The organism is Colwellia sp. D2M02, assembly GCF_018860755.1.
GTDB lineage: Bacteria > Pseudomonadota > Gammaproteobacteria > Enterobacterales > Alteromonadaceae > Colwellia > Colwellia asteriadis.
Window position 1 is genome coordinate 1 of the sequence record NZ_JAHKPW010000003.1, and the last position, 23,266, is coordinate 23,266.

General features: G+C 38.3%; 16 protein-coding genes. 10 read left to right on the top strand and 6 right to left on the bottom strand.

The window, feature by feature from the left end:
* Nucleotides 1-86 precede the first annotated feature (86 nt).
* On the bottom strand, nt 87-2,555 hold the full coding sequence (locus tag KO495_RS00145) for a DUF748 domain-containing protein (protein ID WP_215978367.1): 2,469 nt from the start codon (nt 2,553-2,555) through the stop codon (nt 87-89).
* Nucleotides 2,556-2,706: 151 nt separating this feature from the next.
* Between KO495_RS00145 and KO495_RS00150 the strand changes: the two genes are divergently transcribed.
* From KO495_RS00150 to KO495_RS00165, 4 genes are all read left to right on the top strand, one after another.
* Nucleotides 2,707-3,543 carry a mechanosensitive ion channel domain-containing protein gene (locus tag KO495_RS00150; RefSeq protein WP_215978368.1) on the top strand — a complete coding sequence of 279 codons (837 nt, stop codon included), beginning with the start codon at nt 2,707-2,709 and terminating at the stop codon, nt 3,541-3,543.
* Nucleotides 3,544-3,908: 365 nt separating this feature from the next.
* Nucleotides 3,909-5,186, top strand: a complete 1,278-nt coding sequence (locus KO495_RS00155; protein WP_215978369.1) for an MFS transporter — start codon at nt 3,909-3,911, stop codon at nt 5,184-5,186.
* A gap of 31 nt (nt 5,187-5,217) precedes the next feature.
* Nucleotides 5,218-7,920 (top strand): family 20 glycosylhydrolase, encoded by a 2,703-nt coding sequence (locus KO495_RS00160; protein WP_215978370.1) that lies wholly within the window; start codon nt 5,218-5,220, stop codon nt 7,918-7,920.
* A 322-nt stretch (nt 7,921-8,242) separates the two neighbouring features.
* On the top strand, nt 8,243-9,118 hold the full coding sequence (locus KO495_RS00165; protein ID WP_215978371.1) for an ROK family protein: 876 nt from the start codon (nt 8,243-8,245) through the stop codon (nt 9,116-9,118).
* Between the two features lie 80 nt (nt 9,119-9,198).
* On the opposite strand, the gene KO495_RS00170 is transcribed toward KO495_RS00165, so the two are convergent.
* The gene (locus KO495_RS00170) at nt 9,199-9,675 is read right to left on the bottom strand and encodes a TlpA disulfide reductase family protein (RefSeq protein ID WP_215978372.1); all 477 of its coding nucleotides are present in this window, start codon (nt 9,673-9,675) and stop codon (nt 9,199-9,201) included.
* 101 nt (nt 9,676-9,776) lie between these two features.
* Between KO495_RS00170 and KO495_RS00175 the strand changes: the two genes are divergently transcribed.
* The 3 genes from KO495_RS00175 to envZ all read left to right on the top strand — a co-directional run bounded on the left by KO495_RS00175 (nt 9,777) and on the right by envZ (nt 12,600).
* Nucleotides 9,777-10,277 carry a hypothetical protein gene (locus tag KO495_RS00175; RefSeq protein WP_215978373.1) on the top strand — a complete coding sequence of 167 codons (501 nt, stop codon included), beginning with the start codon at nt 9,777-9,779 and terminating at the stop codon, nt 10,275-10,277.
* Between the two features lie 212 nt (nt 10,278-10,489).
* Nucleotides 10,490-11,212 carry a two-component system response regulator OmpR gene (gene ompR, locus KO495_RS00180; protein ID WP_215978374.1) on the top strand — a complete coding sequence of 241 codons (723 nt, stop codon included), beginning with the start codon at nt 10,490-10,492 and terminating at the stop codon, nt 11,210-11,212.
* Between the two features lie 80 nt (nt 11,213-11,292).
* On the top strand, nt 11,293-12,600 hold the full coding sequence (envZ, locus tag KO495_RS00185) for a two-component system sensor histidine kinase EnvZ (RefSeq protein ID WP_215978375.1): 1,308 nt from the start codon (nt 11,293-11,295) through the stop codon (nt 12,598-12,600).
* A 145-nt stretch (nt 12,601-12,745) separates the two neighbouring features.
* Here the strand turns inward: envZ and KO495_RS00190 are convergent, their stop codons facing one another.
* The 4 genes from KO495_RS00190 to KO495_RS00205 all read right to left on the bottom strand — a co-directional run bounded on the left by KO495_RS00190 (nt 12,746) and on the right by KO495_RS00205 (nt 18,177).
* Complete coding sequence (locus tag KO495_RS00190; RefSeq protein ID WP_215978376.1) at nt 12,746-14,710, bottom strand: alpha/beta fold hydrolase; 1,965 nt, start codon at nt 14,708-14,710, stop codon at nt 12,746-12,748.
* Nucleotides 14,711-14,934: 224 nt separating this feature from the next.
* Nucleotides 14,935-16,545 carry a phosphoenolpyruvate carboxykinase (ATP) gene (gene pckA / locus KO495_RS00195; protein WP_215978377.1) on the bottom strand — a complete coding sequence of 537 codons (1,611 nt, stop codon included), beginning with the start codon at nt 16,543-16,545 and terminating at the stop codon, nt 14,935-14,937.
* A 350-nt stretch (nt 16,546-16,895) separates the two neighbouring features.
* Nucleotides 16,896-17,762 carry an Hsp33 family molecular chaperone HslO gene (gene hslO, locus KO495_RS00200; RefSeq protein ID WP_215978378.1) on the bottom strand — a complete coding sequence of 289 codons (867 nt, stop codon included), beginning with the start codon at nt 17,760-17,762 and terminating at the stop codon, nt 16,896-16,898.
* Nucleotides 17,763-17,766: 4 nt separating this feature from the next.
* The gene (locus KO495_RS00205) at nt 17,767-18,177 is read right to left on the bottom strand and encodes a S4 domain-containing protein (RefSeq protein ID WP_215978379.1); all 411 of its coding nucleotides are present in this window, start codon (nt 18,175-18,177) and stop codon (nt 17,767-17,769) included.
* Nucleotides 18,178-18,497: 320 nt separating this feature from the next.
* Here KO495_RS00205 and gspC point away from each other — a divergent pair, with 320 nt between their 5' ends.
* From gspC to gspE, 3 genes are all read left to right on the top strand, one after another.
* Complete coding sequence (gspC, locus tag KO495_RS00210; RefSeq protein WP_215978380.1) at nt 18,498-19,421, top strand: type II secretion system protein GspC; 924 nt, start codon at nt 18,498-18,500, stop codon at nt 19,419-19,421.
* A gap of 90 nt (nt 19,422-19,511) precedes the next feature.
* Nucleotides 19,512-21,623 carry a type II secretion system secretin GspD gene (gene gspD / locus KO495_RS00215; protein ID WP_215978381.1) on the top strand — a complete coding sequence of 704 codons (2,112 nt, stop codon included), beginning with the start codon at nt 19,512-19,514 and terminating at the stop codon, nt 21,621-21,623.
* A 131-nt stretch (nt 21,624-21,754) separates the two neighbouring features.
* Nucleotides 21,755-23,251 (top strand): type II secretion system ATPase GspE, encoded by a 1,497-nt coding sequence (gspE, locus tag KO495_RS00220; protein ID WP_215978413.1) that lies wholly within the window; start codon nt 21,755-21,757, stop codon nt 23,249-23,251.
* The last annotated feature ends 15 nt before the right edge of the window (nt 23,252-23,266 follow it).

The window sequence follows — 23,266 nt, forward strand, 5'->3', positions numbered from 1 at the left end:
TTGTATAAATACCTAACAACTCGCTGCAAAAACAATCTCGAAAGATCAACAGCCCCTCGCTTATTCGTGTCAGTCTTTGCTGGCGTTTAAACTGAAATAGTAATTCTTGGTAACGCTTCAGCTGAACTGTCAATTTTTGGTGTGCACAGTAATAAACGTGCAGACTCAATATTACCTTGTTCGATAAGGTAATCTTTTAATGCGCTGGCTCTTTCATTACCTAATGCGGTTAAACGCTTTTTATTGCCTTTGTCAGTAACTTTTTCACCGTTAGGTAAGCCAATGTCAGCTGGTATTGTTACTGCACATAGATTGACACGTGTGCTTTTTTTCTTCTGCATTAACTCAATAAATTGTGTTAAGTACACTTGTTGATCTTCACCGGGTGCTATTTGCGTTGCACTATAAGGTAAGTCGTCAAAGCGTAGCTTTAAGGCAAATTCTCCCGCAGTCATCGCGAGCGATACTATATTTGCATACGGCACAAAGGTTTTCACTAAGTAATCTTGGGTGGCACTCATAATTGCTTTTTGCGTAATTAAGGTCACGATACTACTAACACCAAATTTAGGGTCGTCGGTTGAGCCACTTAATGGTAAGCCAAGCTCTACATTACCGTCACCATCTTTTAACATACCCATCGCAATATTAAGCGGCAATGCACCTTGAGCCAATATACTGTCAACTTCATCGTCATCAACAATAGCTGTTTCTAAGCCTTGTAATAACAATGTGGTATCGCCTTCAAGTATATCGCCAGTTAATAGTACATCCAGGTTGATATTTAATTGTCCTGTTTTAACTTCTAAACCTGTTGAGTCTTTTAAGTAAGACGAGATAGTTGGTAAAGATAGCTCCTTAAAGTCACCTGAAATTTTATAGATTGGTGTTGTAGCAAAGGGTTGAATAAAGCCCGTTAAGTTGAAGTTGGTATATTTATTATTACGGCCTTTAAAAACAAAAGGGCTTGGCTGAGATTGTTTCTCTTGATCGTTACTTAAGTGCTCAAGAGTTAAGGTATCAATAAAAAAATCAGAGTTGTAATGAGGATCAACACTATGATCAATAAAGAATATTTCATTGGTATTAACGAGCTGAAATTTATTTAGGCTAAAGATAAAATTAGGTTGTGCTTTTTCTTCAGGCGAAGGTGTCGCAATGGTTTCTCCTTCAAGAGTATTTTCGTTAGGCGCTTCAATTGCGTGCGCTACTTCATCAACTTGCTCGCTACTGGCTAAATTAACGAGGTTTATTAGCTCTTTTTCTTTATTGATAATGACATGGCTTAGCAAGCTATCGAGGGTGATAGTGTCAATTGATAATCGTCGTTCATTAAGATTGATGTCATCAATTACTAATTGTTTTAGCTTAACAATTGGCGGTAATTTTTCGTTGTTAACAAGCTCACTAGTTTCATTAGTCGTTGAAAAAACTAAGTTATCGAAAATAATATCGGCTATTTTTATACTTGGGTGTTCTTCACGATGATAAATAATATTATCAATTGCAAGCTTCTCGGCGCTGAATACTTGCTGATGTTTAACGGTGTCAGCGGTTTTGCGTACCGTAAAGTGATTAAATGCGATAGACCCCGTACCGTCTAATTGCGCTATTTCACCATTATTGATTGTTAATATTAAATCAGTAATTGAATGCTGAACATTATCTAATGATACTCTTTGCTCTGGTAAAACAACGATTAAATTATTATTAGCAATATTTGCCTGCTCGATATGTAAAGCGATCCCTGACGCTTGTAAAGTAAGTTTTTGTTTAGCGTTTAATGAAAGCACGCCACTTAATTCGTTAAGTTGTGGTGCATAACGTAGTAGTCGTTCAATCGGGTAATTATCCAGAGTAATTTCACTGTTTATATCACCAAGGGCATTATCAAGGTTTGCATCAACTTTTAACTGTAAGGCAGTTGTATCTAACAATGCGTTGATAAATAGTTGCCCTTGTTGATGTTTTTCAGTGGCTTTTACATCACGTAAGGCAAAGTCGTTAATGGTAATTTCATGAGGAATATCGTTATTAATAATATCTAGATGAAATTGAGAAATTAAAAATTCGGGTAAAATGATTTGATAAGGTAGCGGTGCTGTTGGCTCTGAGGTTTCAACAGGCTCAACAGGGGTATTAGGGTCTGTTGCTGGTTTACTTTCGGGTAATTCCACGCCGGCTATTGTTAATTTCCCTTGATTATGAACAATCTTAATATAGCTGTCATTTAGGGTGAATTCTTCAATGAGTACATCATCAAATAGTACTTCCCACAAACGTAATTGTAGGGTGAGTGAGCCAATAGAAAATACCTTTTCTTGAGATGCTTGGGTAGTTAGTGTGAAGTCGCTGATATGCAGCTCAGTCATAAACGGGTTATAGCGGATACTACTGTCTTGTGAAAGCACCAAGCCGTATTCATGTAAAACAGGTTCAAGATAGTGTTTAGTAACGGGGGATGATATCGCCCAAATAAGAAAATAAAGAGAGAGATATAACGCTAAAATTACTTTGAATATAGTGTGAGTTAACACTGAACGTACGCTGGCCATTTTAACAATAGTTCCTTGATTGGTCGGGGCGGTAGAGTATGGCTTAAGGTGGTAAATATATTTACACATTTTAACAAAAAGCATACAATTGTAACTTGGTCGTTAGGTTGATTACTAACGTTAATTTAAAAAGTTAAGGATACCATTATCAATGGATATTAGCATCGAGCAAGTAGAAGGTTATGCCGCTACATTAAGTGAAATGGCAGTGCAATACGGCGTACAGCTTTTAATGGCTATTGTTGTCTATATTGTTGGCAACATTATTATCAACAAGTTAGTGAGCTTAGTTGAGTTAGCGTTAAAGAAAAAACAAGTAGAAGCGACATTACACCAGTTTTTATTAAGTATTTTACGTACTTTATTAAAAGCAATTCAAATTATCGTTTTTGCTTCAATGATAGGTATTGAAACGGCCTCACTTATTGCGATTTTAGGTGCTGCTGGTTTAGCGATTGGTTTAGCACTGCAAGGTAGCTTAGCTAACTTTGCTGGTGGCGTTTTAATTTTATTATTCCGTCCATTTAAAAACGGTGATGCGATTAAAGCACAAGGCCATGTTGGCTCAGTTGAAGAAATTCAAATCTTCAATACCATTTTAAAAACCTTTGATAACCAACGTATTATCATTCCAAATGCTTTATTATCTAATGGCTGTGTAACTAACATTAATGTTAATGGTACTCGTCGTGTTGATATGGTATTTAGCATTGGTTATGACGATGATATTGCTAAAGCAAAAGCACTATTAAAAGCGATGATTGACGCTGACGATCGTATTTTAAAAGATCACTCAAATGATATTTGGGTTGGTGAACATGGTGATAGCTCAATTAATTTATTCGTTCGCCCTTGGGCAAATGCTGCTGATTACTGGGGCATTTATTTCGACTTTATGGAAAATGTTAAACTTGCTTTCGATAAAGAAGGTATTTCAATTCCATTCCCTCAAAGAGATGTTCATCTTCATCAAGCACCGAGTGCTTAATCGTTGATAGCTATGATATAAATCATTTTATATCACATTTTAAAGCCTATTTTAGCCAATGAAATAGGCTTTTTTATTGGCTAAAATAAAGTGAAATAACGAGATTTTTGAATATGGTGGTTTTTTTTACCGCAACCATAAGTGATAGAAAAGTACCATAAGATGATTGAAAAGTGCACCAATAGCTTTTTTTTAAAGGCAGAATAGAGCAGAGTGAGGAAAAATCAAACTGGCTTCATAATGTAGACAAGCTCCCTATGACTTTAATAATGTGTGTAACATTATTTACTTGATAGTGTTTTGGTGATTCACATTAGAACTTCAGTTATTTGATATGCTAATAAATATAATAATCAGAGGCTTATATGAAAACCAATACCGTTGCTGTCATTTTAGTACTAGTGACATTCTTTGCGATTTCTTTTATTACCAATATTATGGCGCCAATATTTCCTGCGTTAGTGAAAGACTTTGATATTAGTTTAGCGCTTGCGGGGTTTTTACCTTTTTCATTTTTTGCCGCTTACGGCATTATGTCTATTCCTGCGGGGCTTTTAGTTGATAAATATAGTGAAAAACCTGTATTAGTCGGTGCTTTTGTATTGTCTGCTATTGGTTCATTACTGTTTGCTTTAGTGCCAAGTTTTTTAATGGCAATGGCATCACTATTTTGTATTGGTACAGGTATGGCGATGTTGCAAGTGGCAATTAATCCGTTATTACGTGTTAGTGCAGGTAAAGATAACTTTGCTTTTTATTCAGTATTAGCGCAGCTACTTTTTGGCGCTGCAGCAACGGTTAGTCCTTTAGTTTATTCAGGCTTAGTCAAAGGTATGAGCGAGTCAAACAGTACCGGTGTGATGGCACTTTTAAGTGACATTGTTCCTCGCAATATGACTTGGCTCTCTATGTATTGGTTATTTGCCCTCGTTTCAGTGGTAATGTTAGCGCTGATCTTTTTAATTAAGCTGCCTAAAGTTGAACGCAATGAAGCAGAGTCGGTTGGCGCGTTGGCGGTTTATCTTGAGTTATTTCAAAATAAAACGGTTATCTTATTTTTTATTGGTATTGCTGCCTATGTGGGAACAGAGCAAGGGGTAGCTAATGCAATTTCATTATTTTTAGAGCGCTATCATCGTTTAGATCCACTGACCGTAGGAGTAAGTACCGTCAGTGATTTTTGGCTAATGCTAACTTTAGGCTGTTTTTTAGGGTTGGCTTTATTAAAAGTACTGGATAGTCGTTTGGTATTAAAACTATTTTCAGCGGGCGCGGCAATTTCATTAACTTGCGCCTTATTCGGCAGTGCCAATGTTGCGCTTATTGCTTTCCCATTAGTCGGTTTCTTTTTATCTATTATGTGGTCAGTTATCTTCTCATTAGCGTTAAATTCATTAGCGGAACATCACGGTTCTTTTGCCGGTATATTATGTACAGGTATTGTTGGTGGCGGTTTAGCATCACCACTGGTTGGTTTACTTGCGGACTTTAGTGGTGACTTACGTGTTGGTATGGTGGTAGTTTATCTCACAATTGCGTATATTTTTGCTATTGGCTTTTGGGCTAAGCCACTAGTTAACAATAAAACCATTAATTTATTTAAAAAAGAGACTAAAGCCTCAGCATCGGTTACCAATAGTTAACCGTTTTCATTCACTTAATGTAGTACCGTATATGAATAATAAAAAGACACTATTAGCGTTAACATTAACCACAGTATTGTTAAGCGCCTGTGAAAAAGAACCTTCACAAAACCCTAATACTAGCACTGTTGAAAAACCTGAGGCTATGAGTCCGCAGCAACAGCTCAATGAATTAGCTAATAAGCTAGTGGTTAAATATAATTTTTTAAGTAATATCGAAACTGACTGTCCTGATTTTGAAGGTAAGCCTTTAGACACTTGCTATGGTGCTGAAATATTATTGAGTGTGCCAGAGGGTACAACTAACAACTTAACGATTGATACACCATGGCAGCTTAACTATTCACAGGTATATCCTGTATATGCTAGTGAAGGTAGTGATTTTGAGTTGGTGCATTTAAATGGTGATATTCATGTTATTTCGCCAAAAGATAGCTTCGCGGGCTTTAGTGCCGGAGAAACCCAAAAAATAAAACTATGGGTTAAAAGTACCTTAATTACTGAGTCGGAATTAATGCCTAATTACTGGCTTTCAGCTAATGGTTTAGCACCAGCGGTTGTTGAAAGTACTAAAACGTTAATTGATAAAGAGACTGGTTTAGAGGTACAGCCTTACGTAGTGCCTTTTAGTGATACTGTGAAACAAATTAAGTCTGCACCTGATGATATTAACCAATATGCGTCAGCCGCTTGGCTTTACCAAAATGAGCCTGAATTAGCACCAGCTGATAAAAAAGCGCTTGATTTTGCTATTATCCCTACACCTAAATCAATGCAGGTTATTGATGAGTCAGCGCGTTTGTCATTGGCTAACGGCATTAAATTGAACTTAGTGGGAGAAGTCACTTACCCAGAGTTATCGGCGGCACTTGAGCGTTTAGCTCTATTGGGGATCAACGAAAGTTCAGAGAGTAATAATGCCGTTTCGGTTAATATCAGCTTAAATGCTGAAAAACCAGCAGACTGGCAAGCTGGGCATTATCAATTGCGTGTTAGTGAAAACAGTATTGCTATCGCAGCGCAAGATGCCACAGGAGCTTTTTATGCTCTACAAAGTTTAGCGAGTTTAGTGACTTTAGGTAGTACTGATATTCCTTTAGTGGTTATTGATGATCAACCGCATTACGAATATCGCGGCCAGCACATTGATGTAGCGCGAAACTTTCAATCAAAAGAGTTTATTTTTTCGTTAATAAGGCAAATGGCAGCTTATAAAATGAATAAGCTACATTTGCATTTAGCTGAAGATGAAGGCTGGCGTTTAGAAATGCCAAGCTTGCCTGAATTAACGCAAGTTGGGGCTAAACGTTGTTTAGATTTATCTGATAAGAACTGTTTACAGCCACAATTAGGTGGTGCTGGTGCTACTGAGCGTGATGGTTACTATAGTGTGGCTGATTACCAAGAAATTTTGCAGCTGGCCACCAAACATCACATTCAAGTGATCCCTTCACTTGATATGCCAGGTCACTCTCGTGCAGCCATTAAAGCAATGGAAGCACGCTACCATCATTACATGAAACAAGAAAACGAAGCTGAAGCTTTGCGTTACTTGTTAACAGACTTTGATGACAAAACGGTTTATAGCTCAATTCAAAATTATAACGATAACACTTTAAATATTTGTATGGAGTCAACATACACCTTTGTTGATCGCGTACTTGAAGACTTAAAATTAATGCATCAGCAGGCAGGTCATCCACTAGCGCTTTATCATATTGGCGCAGATGAAACCGCAGGTGCGTGGGTTGACTCACCAGTATGTAAAGCGTTAATTGCCGATGACAGTAATGAATTTAATGACAGCAAGCATTTAGGTGCGCATTTCATTGAACGTGTCTCGAATATGGTTGTAGCCAAAGGTATTGCTGTTGGTGGTTGGAACGACGGTTTAAAAGAAACCCAAGTAGATAAAATGCCAAGTGGTGTGTACTCATATATTTGGGATGCGCTACCGTGGGGAGCTCATAAGCAAGTAAGTGAGCAAGCGCATAGAAACTGGAACATTGTTTTATCAACACCCGATGTACTGTATTTTGATTTTCCATATCAAATTGATCCTAAAGAGCGAGGCTACAAATGGGCCTCTAGACGTGTGACAGCAAGAACAATCTTCAACTTTATGCCTGACAACTTACCTATTCATGCTGAGTTTCGCCGTGACACTTTAGGTAAAACTTTTACTGTTAATGATGAAGTACAGCGCGATGAACAAGGTAAGGTAACCCACCAACCTTTACCTAAAAACTTTACCGTAAAAGGAATACAAGGGCAGATTTGGGGTGAAACCATGCGAAGCCGAGAGCAAGCAGAATATATGCTTTACCCGCGTTTATTCTCTTTAGCGGAGCGAGCATGGCATCAAGCAAGTTGGCAAGTGCCTTATAACTATCAAGGACAAAGTTTTAGTCCTACCTCAGGTGTTTTCACCGAGCAATTAAAGCAACAGCGAGATGAACAATGGTTGGCTTTCTCAGCGGCTTTAGGTGAAAAAGAGTTACCTAAACTTGAGCTAGATAATGTTTTCTATCGTGTTCCTACGGTTGGAGCAGTTATCGAAAACGGTAAGTTAATTGCAAATACCGCGATTAAAGGTTTGCCGATTGAGTACCGAGTTAACGGCGCAGCGTGGCAAATATATCAAGCGCCAGTGGAAGTTGATGGCAATGTAGAAGTGCGCGCACGTACTCGTGACTCAAAACGTGCGGGTCGTATTTTACCGGTTGTTGAATAGCCATTAAGTCTGTTTATTACAATATATTTTATTGTGATTTTCACGCCTATTAAGTTAAAGGCATTAAGCTAAACATAGTTATAGCTTAATGCCTTTTTTATTACTTTTCTAAACCTGTACCTACTCAGGTAAATATCACAATCAAAACTTTGTTCTTTTGTACTATTTTAAGGTGTCAACCCCGATAGAATAGTACTTTAATGTGATAGATAAATATGCGTATAGAATTGAATTTACGGCAGAATAGCGCACTATACTTATTGTTCTGCCTCTTATGCATATCAGTAACTTACTGTACGTATAAATAAATTTATGGTTTTTTATGAAGCAACTTTCTATCGTCGCAATTGATCTTGGCGGCACAAAAATTAACTTGGGTCTTTATCGAAATGGCGTTATTGAACGCAAAATTTATAAGCCATTCGATGCACAAATGAACTTGCCAGACTCAATAGCATTTATTAAAACCTGTATTGATGAAATTAAGGTTGAAGACACCTATGCCATTGCTATCGGTGTGCCTAGCATAGTCGATGTGAAGCAAGGCATAGTATTTGATGCCGTAAACATTAAGTCGTGGACCACTGTCACATTAAAGAGTGATTTAGAGGCTCTAACTCATTTACCCGTCTATGTTAATAATGATGTTAACTGTTTTGTTAAGGGTGAACACTTACTTAAAGTGTCAAGTGGTGTTGAGGACATGATTGGACTGTGTTTAGGGACAGGTCTGGGCTCGGGTATAGTTTTGCAAAACAAACTTTATGAAGGCCATAACGGCTGTGCTGGGGAAGTGGGTGGTATTCCCTACCTTGATGGCACATTCGATGAGTATTGCTCTGGTAACTTCTTCAAAACCCATTATCAAGAGTGTGGCAGTGTATTGGCAGAAAAAGCACGCCAAGGCGATACACAAGCACTACTTGCTTTTGATGAATTTGGTCGACATCTCGCAACAGCGATTAGCCATTTATTACTGCTTGTTGATCCACAAGTTATTGTTTTAGGCGGCTCTGTTGCTAAATCATTTGATTTATTCATTGAACCGTTATGGCGTAACTTGGCTGGATTTCAATACAAAAGTGTTATTGATAATTTAATCATAATACAAAGCACACAAGAAGATAGTGCATTAATTGGCGCAGCGCATTTATATATGGATAGCATTACAACGGCGCTGTTGTTAGAAGCGGTTTAACGAGCACAACTAATATAAATAATTAAAGCGCCATTATTGCACTTTGGTTGTTTATATTTGTTAAGTTGAGCGCAGGTTAATTAGCGTACTTGCTTAAGTGCGTTAGTTATTTCAAGTTCAAATTGCTTTTGTTTTTGCTGATTAAAACCAACATGTGAGCTGATTTTATTACCTTGTCGGTCAAATAAAAAGCTGCTTGGCATACCTTTGATTGCAAAAGGTTTGACTAAGCTACTTTTGGGGTCATAAATAATAGTGAATTTAGCGGGGACTTCCTGTAAAAATTTTTCAGCAAAAGACTTTTCGTTATCAAGATTAACACTTATCACCATAAATCCTTGTGAACTATATTTTTCTTCCATCTCATTTAACCAAGGGAAAGATTTTCTACAAGGAACACACCATGATGCCCAAAAATCTAAATAAATGACTTTACCTTGGTGCGTTAACATTAGCGCTTCTAGTTTATTTTCAACAGTTTCGCTTCTCGCGTTCTGACAAAAAACAAGTAAGCCGAAAGTTATCGCTAGCAATATATAAATATTTCGATTAATCATAGAGTTTCTAACATTTTTCCAACATAAGTTAACTATACTTAGCTTTATGCTTAATGCACAATACCCTTATTAAATTAAAAGAATTAGGGAGAAATCCTACTATGAATATACTTTCATTAATGTTGATCTTGCTATTGGTACTCTCGTCATTATCAGCTTTTGCATCAGCGAGCAGTCCGGCAGCAATAGGCAGTCAGCAAAGTGAAGCGGCGCATAATGCTTGGTTAAAAGACAGGTTCAAAGAACAGCACCGAGAAATCATTCCGGTTGTTGCCGTAGCTGATATATTTTTCATGTGTAATAAAGAGCGCAAAGTTGATAGTGCCGACTATAGCTTGAGTGACCTAGTTACTAAGCTTGACCGAGATACTTTAGCTGAAAAACTCATTCTTTGTTTACAAGAAGATACGATGCAGTCGGACACTGCCTTGAATTTTGGCTTACTGGGTTGTTTTCATGAACAGCTTTCTCACTTACCCGATGAAGAACGCCAACAAAAAATGCAGTTTGTTAGAAAAGCAATTAACAACTTGTCTCATGCTGAGCGCAAAAAAAGCTTCACGCAATGTGTAACTGAGCAAGCTATTCACTACCTCAAATAACCTTAGCTATGTTAAGTGTTGAGTAATTTGGCTGTTTTTCATGTTTAATTCATAAATTGTAACAAATGGCGGCTAGGATTTACTTTTGCGACTTTCTCTTTGTTAGCAATTTCACTTATAGTAACATTAATTTTTTAGCGTTTATTAAGCGTTCACTATTTTTAAACAGTGTGGCTTTAAGCGATTTTCATCATAAGTAAAGTGAGTAAAACATGATCCAAGAAACACCTAAAATTCTCGTTGTCGATGATGATATGCGTTTACGCTCTTTACTCGAGCGGTACCTAGTTGAACAAGGGTTTACGGTGCGTAGTGCAGCTAACTCAGAACAAATGGATCGCTTACTTGAACGAGAAAACTTTCATTTATTAGTGTTAGATTTAATGTTACCTGGAGAAGATGGCTTATCAATTTGTCGCCGTTTACGCCAAAACTCGAATAACATTCCTATTGTAATGCTTACTGCTAAAGGGGATGAAGTAGACCGTATTATTGGTTTAGAGTTAGGCGCTGATGATTATATGCCTAAGCCATTTAACCCGCGAGAATTACTAGCACGTATTAAGGCGGTATTGCGTCGTCGTGTTCAAGAGGCGCCAGGCGCTCCTTCCCAAGAAGAAAATATTATTAGCTTTGGTGGCTATGAACTTAATTTAGCAACACGAGAAATGCAAAAAGATGACGTGAATATGCCGCTCACCAGTGGAGAATTTGCGGTATTAAAAGCGCTGGTTACTCACCCAAGAGAGCCACTTTCTCGGGATAAATTAATGAACTTAGCGCGTGGTCGAGATTATTCAGCCCTTGAGCGTAGTATCGACGTACAAGTTTCTCGCTTGCGTCGTATGTTAGAAGACGATCCCGCTAAACCTCGCTATTTACAAACAGTATGGGGCTTAGGTTATGTCTTTGTGCCTGATGGCCTTACTGCGTAATAAGTAATCGCTAACGCCGTGAATATTTTTATTCATTCTCGGCGCAGACTTTTACATAAGTTCGCTTGAATTGAGTTGCAATGAAAATATTACCTCGTAGTGCTTTTGGGCAAACCGTTTTATTAATCGGTGTGCTTCTTTTTATTAATCAGCTGGTTTTTTATGGTGCCTTTGCTGCTTATGTTTTTGAACCACACCAACAACAAATCAATCAATTATTAGCCAAACAAGTACGTGTTGTATTTATTGATATTGAAGATGCAGAGTTGAGCCCTAAAATGGCTGAAGCATTTCATAATGAAACCGGTATTGGCGTTTATTATGAGCAAGATGCATTGCAGCTTGGTTTAGCCACTTCTGCTTATTACCCTTATCGTTCTGAGCAAATGTCTGCCTTACTCGGCGGCCCTACCGAAGTGAGAGTATCAATAGAAGATGAGCACCTTTTTTGGATTCGTGCGCCACAAGCACCACAATTATGGGTTAAAATTCCTTTATTAGGCACCGAAAAAAGTAACTACTCACCGTTAATTATATTTTTGGTTATTATTGGGCTGTTGAGTGTAATTGGTGGTTGGGTTTTTGTTCGCCAGCTGAATAGGCCTCTAAAATCATTACAAAATGCTGCTGAAGATGTTGGACGTGGTGATTTCCCTGAGCCTTTAGCGGAGCGTGGAACCTCTGAAATAATTGCGGTAACACAAGCCTTTAATCATATGTCAAAAGGTATTAAGCAGTTAGAGCAAGATCGAAACTTACTCATGGCTGGCATCTCTCATGACCTGCGAACACCACTGACTCGTATTCGTTTAGCAAGTGAAATGATGCAAGAACAAGATGCCTTTTTGAAAGAGGGGATAGAGCAGGATATTGATGATATGAATAATATTATCGATCAGTTTATAGACTACTTGCGTCACGACTCTAAAGACAAAGCTGAGCTTGGCGATCTTAATGTGTTAGTCGCCGAAGTGCTAAACGTAGAAACGCCGCCAGATAGAAACATTGCTTTTTATGATGGAGAATGTCCACAACTACCTCTTAAACATGTTGCAGTAAAACGTGCTATTGCAAATTTAGTGCAAAATGCGCTGCGTTATACCCAAGGTGATATTGAAGTTTACACAGGTGTTGCGAAAGAAAAAGGTTATGCACAAATCATTGTGAGCGACAATGGTGTTGGTATACCTGAAGCAGATATTGAGCGTTTATTTCAACCTTTTACTCAAGGTGATACTGCAAGAGGCACTGAAGGTAGCGGCTTAGGTTTAGCAATTATCAAGCGTATTGTTGACACTCATGGTGGTAAAATATCGTTATCTAATAAGGAAACTGGCGGCTTGCAAGCTAAAATACTATTACCTCTAAAGAATACCTTTAAAGCTTAAATAAGCCCCTAGCGATTCAGAAAAATAATTTTGTTGCTATTCAATTTGTTAAATCGCTCTTAAATTGAGTTTAGATTAGCTAAGTTTATTTATTGAAAAAGCCATCACTATCTTCAATGATGGCTTTTTATTATCAGCAATAGTTTTAATTCGCTGGATTGTGCTGACCAATAAATTGCTCAATGGCTTGAAGTATTTTTAATCTGCTTTGCGCTTTAAGCAAATTGTGCCCTTCATTTTCAAGTTCCACGTAAGTGACATTCTTATCTTCATCTTCTAACGCGCTATACATTCTTGAAGACTGCTTAGGGCTGACTACTTTGTCAAGCTCACTCGCAATTAATAAAACAGGTACCTTAATGTTATCAACAAAGTTAATGGGTGAAATCGTTTCGAAGTAATCATCGGGTAAGGTTTTAGTACGTAATACATCGTCCCAGTAAGCAATGACAGAGTGTTCTTTGCCATAAGTATCTCGGTCATTTTTCATCATAAAATCAATATCACTTACCCCATTGATGGCAATTGCACATTGATACACCTCTGGAGTAAAAGCCGCACCAGCTAGTGCGGCATAACCACCGTAACTTGAGCCAACGATACAAACTTTATTGGCATCAATCTCTCCCATGGTAATTAATTGATTAACCGCATCAGTCAAATCATCCTGCATTTTTTTACCCCACTCACCTCTACCTTTTAAGGTAAACTCAGCGCCAAAGCCTTTAGATCCTCTAAATTGTGGCTGTATTACTAAATAACCACGACTAGCAAAGTATTGGCTAAGCCAATCAAAATCACTAGTGTCATAAGACTCAGGCCCTCCATGAGGTAAAATAATTGCCGGTAACTTTTCGGTACTATTAACCGCACTGTTTGGAATGGTAAGCAAGGTTGGAATGACTAAGCCATCTCTTGCTTTAAATGAAAATTCAACAACATTATTGACAGCTTGCCAGCTGATATCTGGGCGAATAGAGCCAACATGTCCCAGTTGCCCGTCTTCTAAATAAAGATAGTCGCCGACCAGACCGTCACCTTCAACATGAAAAATAACCTTTTTCCAGTCGCTAGTGTAGTCACTAATATAAATAGAGCTGTTAGGGAGTTCTTGCTGTATTAGTTGTAGTTTTTTCTGGGTGTTTTCATCAAAAAAGGCATAGCTTGGTTTGAATCCAGCATATCGGACACCAGCCACTACTCTATTAATATCGCTTAAAGTTGCTGCGATTTCACTACCTTCTTTAAGAAAAAGTGGCTTAGAGAGTTTGCCAGTATTTAATGAAAGTAAATAATACGCGCTACCTTGAGTTGTACTATTTTTTAACATGACTAAAGACTTGCCGTCAGCGGTCACTCCAGTAAAGCTCTTTTTAGTGTATTCAGTACTTTCTTGAAAGACTACCTGCCACTTATCATCTTTGCGTACCTCAATGGTATGCAGGTCATCATCATTATTAAAACGCTCACGTGCCAGTACTTGGTCAGTATTTGGCTTTATAAAGTAATCTATGGTGTCCTCGGTGCCTCTAATATGCGTTCTGGGCTTTCTACCGGGGTTTTGTAAGTTTACCGCCATTAAATCATATCTAAGTACAGCACCAGTTTTACCTGTTAAAGCAGGCATGTAAGCCCAGTTACCATCAGTAGAAATACCAATGACATTGCCTAAATCTGTTTGGCCAGTGGCAATACCATCACCTGGGCGTAATAAAGGGCTTAGCTTTTCATTGGCAATGGTATAAATAAGAGCAGTGTTAACATTATACTTTCCTTGGTAACCGTAAAGCCTTCGGTGTTTAGATACTACAAACAATAACTGTTCATTATTAATAAAGTAAACTTGCTCAGGCTGAATTTCTGCGATATTCAAACCGCCGATGAGTTTTTGTTTTACGGTATCAACAATAACAAAGAGATCTTGTTTATCGTCAGTCATTCTATAAGCAAGCATTTTCCCGTTAGGGGATACAGTCAACATACTTTTGTGAGGGAGGGCACTATACACTTCTAAAGGCAGTGGCTTGTGGTTTTCTGCTGGTTTAGCGTGAGCGCTAGTGCAAACAGCTAAGATAATAAGTGTAAAAACAAACTTCATCGAGGTGATCATATTTATGTCCTTATAATTTATGGCGTTAACCTAAGGTAATTATCAAGGGCAGTCAAGTTTGCTTTATTTGTATTTAAGATAAGGGGTGTAAGTATGTGATTGAAGTATAATGATAAACTTCAGCCTACCGCTTAGAGTGAGTTTGTGGTATAAAAAAGCCACTAACTATAACGGTTAGTGGCTTACTTTTGCTCATGAAACTTACCGCAGTTTCATACAACTAATTACAGCTGCGGTCCTGCTGCAACTAATGACTTACCATTGTCTGTATCTGTAAACTTATTGAAGTTTTTAACAAAACGGTTTGCTAAATCGACTGCTTTGTTATGCCATTCGTTACTGTCTTCATAAGTATTACGAGGGTCTAAAATATCACCTTCAACACCGGCAACACTGTTTGGAACTTCTAAGTTAAACATTGGGATAATTGTGGTTTCTGCTTCATCAATTGAACCGTCTAAAATAGAGTCGATAATAGCGCGTGTTGCTTTAATAGAAATACGTTTACCTGAGCCATTCCAACCGGTGTTAACTAAATAAGCTTCAGCACCAACGGCTTGCATACGCTTTTGTAATACTTCAGCATATTGTGTTGGGTGTAAGCTTAAGAAAGCTGCACCAAAACAAGATGAGAAAGTTGGGGTTGGCTCTGTAATACCACGCTCTGTACCTGCTAATTTTGCAGTAAAACCAGATAAAAAGTAGTATTCAGTTTGCTCCGGCGTTAATTTTGCTACGGGTGGTAAAACACCAAAAGCATCAGCGGTTAAAAAGATAACTTTTTTAGCATGTCCTGCACGAGAAACTGGCTTAACAATATTATCAATATGATGAATAGGGTAAGACACACGGGTATTTTCAGTTTTTGAGTTATCGTCAAAATCTATTTTGCCATCAGCATCAACCGTTACATTTTCTAATAATGCGTCACGACGAATGGCATTATAAATATCTGGTTCATTTTCTTTGCTTAAGTTGATTGTTTTTGCGTAACAGCCACCTTCAAAGTTGAATATACCGTTATCATCCCAACCGTGTTCATCATCACCAATTAGTTGACGTTTAGGATCGGTTGACAGGGTAGTTTTACCCGTACCAGATAAGCCGAAGAAAATAGCGGTATCACCATCTTCTCCAACGTTAGCGCTACAGTGCATTGAAGCGATACCTTGCAATGGTAGGTAGTAGTTCATCATTGAGAACATACCTTTTTTCATCTCACCGCCGTACCAAGTACCACCAATTAATTGAATTTTTTCAGTTAAGTTAAATGCTACAAAGTTTTCAGAGTTTAACCCTTGTTCTTGCCACTTATCGTTAACTGTTTTCGCACCATTCATTACCACGAAATCAGGTTCGTATGTTTTCAATTCTTCATCCGAAGGGCGAATGAACATATTTTTTACAAAGTGCGCTTGCCACGCCACTTGTGTAATGAAACGTACTTTTAAACGTGTTGCTTCATCAGCACCACAAAAAGTATCAACAACAAATAAACGTTGACCTGAAAGCTGTGTGGTTACTAAACCTTTTAAATGATCCCAAGTTTCTGGAGTCATTGCTTTATTGTCATTTTTACCTTGATCAGACCACCAAACTGTATCGCGAGTTACGTCATCACGCACAATGTATTTATCTTTAGGTGAACGGCCAGTAAATATGCCAGTATCGACATTTACAGCGCCTAGTTCTGTGACTACGCCCTTATCAAAGCCGTCAAGGCTCGCTTTAGTTTCTTCACTAAAAAGTAACTCATACGATGGGTTATAAACAACTTCAGATACATCGTTAATGCCGTATTGCGACAAATCAATTGAGTTTTCTTGGGCGGTCATATCGAATTCACTCCTAAGTATGACAAATTTTACTTTTGGGTTATGGTGCTGAATGGTTTTTGAAAGTGCTTGTGAAAGTTTTCACTGGCTCTTTAGTGGGTATTTTAGGGGAATAGGAAACAAAACGAAAGTAAAAGTTAGTTTAAATTGAAAGTTTTCACTATAAATATCATGAATAGTGATAAAGAGAAGAGCTTTAAAGGAGTGTGTTTTTGTTAAGTTAATGTAATTTATGGGTATTTATTGTAGTCGATATTAATGTTTTTTTATTTTTAATAATTGCCTTTACCTTGCCCAGAGCAAAAAAATTGCTAAGAGAACACTAAATATAAAGGCAATTACTATGTTTTTTAATGCTTAACTTTCGAAATGAAACTTTCTAGGCTAGTTTCATCAAAGTCATAAGTCGTGACACAATAATCACAAGTCATCGAAATTTTACCTTGCTCAGCTAAAATAGCCTTAATTTCACTTGGCTCAATTTGCGCGATGGCAGATAAACATTTTTCTTCTGAACAACCACATAAATAGCTGACTTGTTGAGGTTCAAAAAGACTGACTTTCTCTTGGTGATACAAACGATATAGGAGCGCTTCGGCTTCTAAGTTGAAGATCTCTTCTTGTTTGATGGTATTTGTTAACTGCGACAAATGCTCAAAATCTGTTTGTTGCTGTGCTTTATTTTCAATACTACCATCACCGTCAGGTAATAATTGCACTAAGGCGCCAGCGACTTGTTTACTATCACTAAATAGCCATACTTTTGTATCTATTTGCTCAGATACCTCAAAGTAATGTGCTAAACAGTCGGCTAAGTTATCAGCTTCTAAAGCAACAACGCCTTGGTATGCTTCACCTTGCTTAGGTCTAATGGTTATTACCATGGTACCTTTGCCGATTAACTCGTGCAGTGTTGAACCATCAGTGGTCTGAGTGAGTTTGGCAATACCGCGCATTTGTTGATTATTATCGCCAGATACCGACATATAACCTACAGGACCATTACCTTGTAACTGTACGGTTATATCTCCTTCAAATTTTAAGGTTGCGGTTAAAAGGCAAGTAGCGGCAAGTAGTTCACCTAATAAACGTTGCACCCCTTCAGGGTAATTATGGTTTTTAATGATACTTTGATAGCTACTGCTTAATTGTACTAACTCACCACGGGCATGGGCATCAGTAAATAGGTAGCGGTTTAAAACATTAAAGTTGCTCATGGTGTTATATCCTTTCTTTAAATTCTCGTAGTTTACGGCGTTGCTTTTTGTCTGGTTTAGTGTCGCTAGCAGGGCTTAATAAAATCCCTTGCTTACGTGCTAAGGCATTTTTTTCACGTGTCGCTAAGCTGTTTGTGCTTTCTTCGTATAAGGTTTGTGCAAAATCAGCATCTTTGCGTTTATCAGCAAGGGCGATAACTGTAACTTCTTTTTCTTCGAAGCCTTGTCGTACTTTTATGGTATCGCCAATACTAACTGCTTTGCCTGATTTAGTGCGTTGACCATTATAAAATACCTTGCCGCCATCAATCATTTGTTTAGCAATAGCGCGGGTGCGATAAAATCGCGCTGCCCATAGCCACTTATCTAAACGTGTGGAACTGTTCTCTTTGTCTGTTGTCTTTAAATTAGTCATGGATTTATCTGTTTGTGAGTACACATTTTAAGACGCATACCGCGATGAATAATTACTTTGATCAAGCGCTGGAAATTTGTGCGCAAATTAACATAAGTGTCATTATTTCGCTATAGACTATGCTGGCTTTCTCTAAATAATAGTTTAATTGTTACATCTTTGTTAAGTTATGCCTTGTCTTGTTGTTGCATTGCTTGTAGCTTGTTATAGAGTCAAGTATCATCAGTGAGTTAAAGAGAATAAATTACATTTACATTTGACCTCATAAAGAAGTCACATTTTAAGTTACACGTAAACGTCACCTTTTGATTAAGAGTAGTATGCAATTTCCAACTAACATAACAGCCTTCACCGTCTTTACTTTTTTAAAAGCAACAAAGACACAGCGCAAGGTAGCGCAAATATGTCTACTTATTTTAGTCACCTATATTGCTTATTTAAGTGCTCAAATTACCTGGTTTTCATTACCCAATACAACCAGTAGTAGTGTTACTGTTCCGCCTAAAACTTCTTTTAAGGGACAAGCTTCAGAGCAAGATTTTGACTTATCACCACTACAGCAGCTTCATTTGTTTGGGCAATACAATAAAACTGAAGAAAAAGTTGAAGTTGTCGCAGTACAAGACGCACCTCAAACACGTTTGAACTTAACTCTCTCTGGTCTTGTTGCTAGTGATAACCCTGAAAATGCCGCGGCTATTATACAGTATCAAGGTAAGCAAGAAACTTACGGAATTGATGAGTTAATTAAAGGAACACGGGCGAGTTTAGCGCAAGTATTGATGGATCGTGTTTTAATAAAACACGCAGGTAAACTAGAAACACTCATGCTTGACGGCTTTGACTATAAAGAGCCGGCGCGCACTATTAGTCGCCGCGATGATATTACCGCTGAAAATAGTGTGGTTGATAATCGCAGTAACGCTAACTTAATTGCCACCGCGCAAGAGTTGCGCGATGAAATATCACAAGACCCGAGTAGTATTTCTGATTATTTAAATATACAGCCAGTGATGAAAGAAGGTGAAATTATTGGCTACTCATTACGTGCTGGTAAAAGCCCAGAGTTTTTTCAACAGGCAGGTTTGAAGTCTGGCGATGTTGCCCTGCAAATGAATGGTTATGATTTAACGGCGCCAGATGAAGCAATGCAGGCATTAGCCGAAATGAAAGAAGCGACTGATATCTCGCTTTTAATTGATCGTAACGGTAACACAGTAGAAATTATTTTTAGCCTTAACTAGACGTAAGTACTCAATCGGTACCAATGTCCTTAGTACTTAATTATCAAATTTTTGATTAGCACAACACCAGAAGAATATAGAGATAACATAATGATTAAACGTTTTTTACTGATATTAAGCACAGCCATTGCTTTTAGTGGTTTATGCTATGTAGGTCAGGTAAGTGCAACACAGTATTCACCTAATTTTAAAGACACTGAAATTACTGAGTTTGTGAATATTGTAGGTAAAAACTTAAAGAAAACGATGATTGTTGACCCGCAAGTTCGCGGTAAAGTTAATGTACGCAGTTACGACTTATTATCAGAAGATCAATATTATCAATTTTTTCTAAACGTGCTTGAAGTTTATGGTTTTTCAGCGGTAACTATGGATAACGGCATCATAAAAATTATCCGTAATAAAGATGCTAAAACTGCTGCTATTCCAGTTGTCGGTAGCAAAAGCAGCATTATTGGCGATGAAATGGTTACCCGTGTTGTTGAAGTTAAAAATGTTACTGTACGTGAATTAGTTCCTTTGTTACGTCAATTATCAGACCAAGCGGGTGGTGGTAATGTGGTTAATTACGACCCTGCTAATGTCATTATGTTGACTGGTACGGCTTCAACCGTTAATCGTTTGGTCAATATTATAGAGCGAGTTGACCGAGCAGGTGATCAGGCAGTACAAATTATTAAATTGAAATACGCCTCTGCTGGTGAAATGGTACGTATTATTGAAGCGATGAATAAAACCGCTACCGGTAAAGCAGGACAACCTACCTTTCTTATTCCAACTATTGTTGCTGATGATCGCTCTAATAGCGTTATTGTTAGCGGCGAAATTAAAGCGCGAGAACGTGTGGCTAACCTCGTTAAACGCCTTGATAATGAGCTAGAAACTAGCGGTAATACTCGTGTTTATTATTTAAAATATTCTAAAGCAGAAGACTTAGTAAAAGTGCTTGAAGGTGTTAGTGAGTCTATCGCCTCAGAAGAAAGTGCAGGTCAACCTAAAGCACGTAGCTCGTCAAAGCGTGAAGTAAGTATTGATGCGCATGAGTCGACTAATGCCTTAGTTATTACTGCCCAGCCAGATATGTTACGTTCACTTGAAGCGGTTATTCGACAGCTTGATGTGCGTCGTGCTCAAGTACTTGTTGAAGCGATTATTGTTGAAGTTTTTGAAAGTGACGGTGTTAGCTTAGGAGTGCAATGGTACAACGAGCAAGGCGGCTTTACTCAGTTTACTAATGGTCCTGCGAGTATTTCACAGGTCGCGGCAGGTGCGAAAGCTGCTGAATCTATACCAGGGGCTTATGTTCCACCTGTACTTAGTCCAAGTAACGGGGAAGTGGTGCAACCAGGTTATAATAAAGAAAGTACCAACGGCGATTACTCATTACTCGCGAAAACCTTAGGTACAGTAAGCGGTATGATGTTTGGTATTATGAAAAACGATTGGGGCGCTATTGTACAAGCAGTGAGTGCCGATACCAATTCAAATATTCTCGCGACACCAAGTATTACCACCTTAGATAACGAAGAAGCTTACTTTATTGTTGGTCAAGAAGTACCCATTATTACTGGCTCTGCAACGGGTGATAATAATGCTAACCCTTTCCAAACCGTAGACCGTCAAGAAGTGGGTATTAAATTGCGTGTTACCCCACAAGTCAATGAAGGTAATGCAGTCCAACTAATTATTGAACAAGAAGTTTCATCAGTTAGTGGTACTACTGGCGTTGATATTTCAATTAACAAACGTGAAATAAAAACCACGGTTATGGCCGATAATGGCGACACGGTTATATTGGGTGGTTTAATTGATGAAGATGTGCAAGAAAGCGTACAAAAAGTACCGTTGTTGGGTGATATCCCAATTATTGGTCACTTATTTAAGTCAACCAGTAATAGTACCCGTAAGCGTAACTTAATGGTGTTTTTACGTGCCACTATAGTGCGTGATGCTGCGTTAATGCGTGATATCAGTGAAAACAAATATAACTACATTCGTGCGGATCAAATTCGTAAACACGAAGAAGGCTTATCGCTGATGAGTGATGAAAATATGCCTATTTTACCTCAGTGGCAAGACGAGCTGACATTACCACCGTCATTTAAAGAATACCAAGACGATATTGAAGCTAAAAAAGCCGCAGCTGAAAAGCAAGCGCGTGAGCTTAGTGAAAAACTGTCAACCAAGGACGCGCAAGAATAATGACAGATAACGTAAATACTCCTTCTGACAATAGTGACAGCGTATTAGCTGATGATGGGTTAGCCGCTGTACTTGAGCAGGGTGATGTCAAAGTAGAGCTACGTGAGCAAGTAAGTGATGATGATGCGCCAATGGGAACTTGGTTGCTGCCCTTTGCTTTTGCTAAGCGCCATAGCGTATTGTTAACCGCTAACGAGTTGGATGAAAATAGTGAGCCTCGCGCAGAAAAGTACGTACTGCACTGCTTAGAGAATGTTGATTTCGATATTATTTTAGAAGTACGTCGTATCGTTAAAACAGCTTTTAGCTTTAATATTTTATCGGCGAATGCTTTTGAGTTGCTATTAACACAAACCTATCAACGCGACTCTTCAGAAGCACAGCAAATGATGGAAGATATTGGCAACGAGGTTGACTTGTACTCGCTTGCTGATGAAATGGTTGAAAGTGAAGATTTACTCGAAAATGAAGATGATGCGCCAATTATTAAATTAATTAACGCTATGTTGAGCGAAGCGATTAAAGAAAGTGCCTCTGATATTCATATTGAAACCTTTGAAAACGCACTGCAAATACGCTTTCGAGTAGATGGCGTTTTACGTGAGGTGTTAAAGCCTAACCGTAAATTAGCCTCATTACTGGTTTCTCGTATCAAGGTTATGGCTAAGCTTGATATCGCAGAGAAGCGTATTCCACAAGATGGTCGTATTTCATTGCGCATTGGTGGTCGTGCGGTTGATGTGCGTGTATCTACCATGCCAACAGGGCATGGCGAGCGTGTAGTATTGCGTTTATTAGACAAAAATGCCGCCCGCCTTGATCTTAAAGATTTAGGCATGACCGATATTAATCGCGTTAATTTCTCTAATCTCATTGAAAAGCCTCATGGCATTATCCTTGTAACCGGCCCTACTGGCTCAGGTAAAAGTACCACCTTATATGCTGGCTTAACGCAAATTGACGCTAAAGAGCGTAATATTTTAACTGTTGAAGACCCAATAGAGTTTGCCATTGAAGGTATTGGGCAAACGCAAGTAAATACTAAAGTTGATATGACTTTTGCTCGCGGCTTACGCGCTATTTTGCGACAAGACCCTGATGTAGTTATGGTTGGTGAAATTCGAGATTTAGAAACGGCGCAAATAGCGGTACAAGCGAGTTTAACCGGGCATTTAGTGTTATCTACTTTGCATACTAATACCGCAGCAGGCGCAATTACTCGTATGGAAGATATGGGGGTTGAGCCTTTCTTGTTATCGTCAAGTTTATTAGGGGTCTTAGCACAGCGTTTAGTAAGAACATTATGTCCACATTGTAAGCAAAGCCATTCTCCTGATGAAGAAGAGCGACACTTATTAGCCCTTAATACTGATAGCGACGCTGTTATTTATCGCGCGACAGGTTGTGAAAAATGTAACTTCAAAGGTTATCGCGGTCGTATGGGTATTCATGAATTATTACCGGTAGACGAACATGTGCGTGAGCTTATTCATAATGGTCATGGAGAACAAGCCATTGAGAAATATGTGCGTACCTCTGCAGCGAGTATTCGACGAGATGGTTTTGATAAAGTGCTTTTAGGGCAAACAACCTTAGAGGAGGTTTTACGCGTTACTCGAGAAGACTAACCGAAAACACTAATC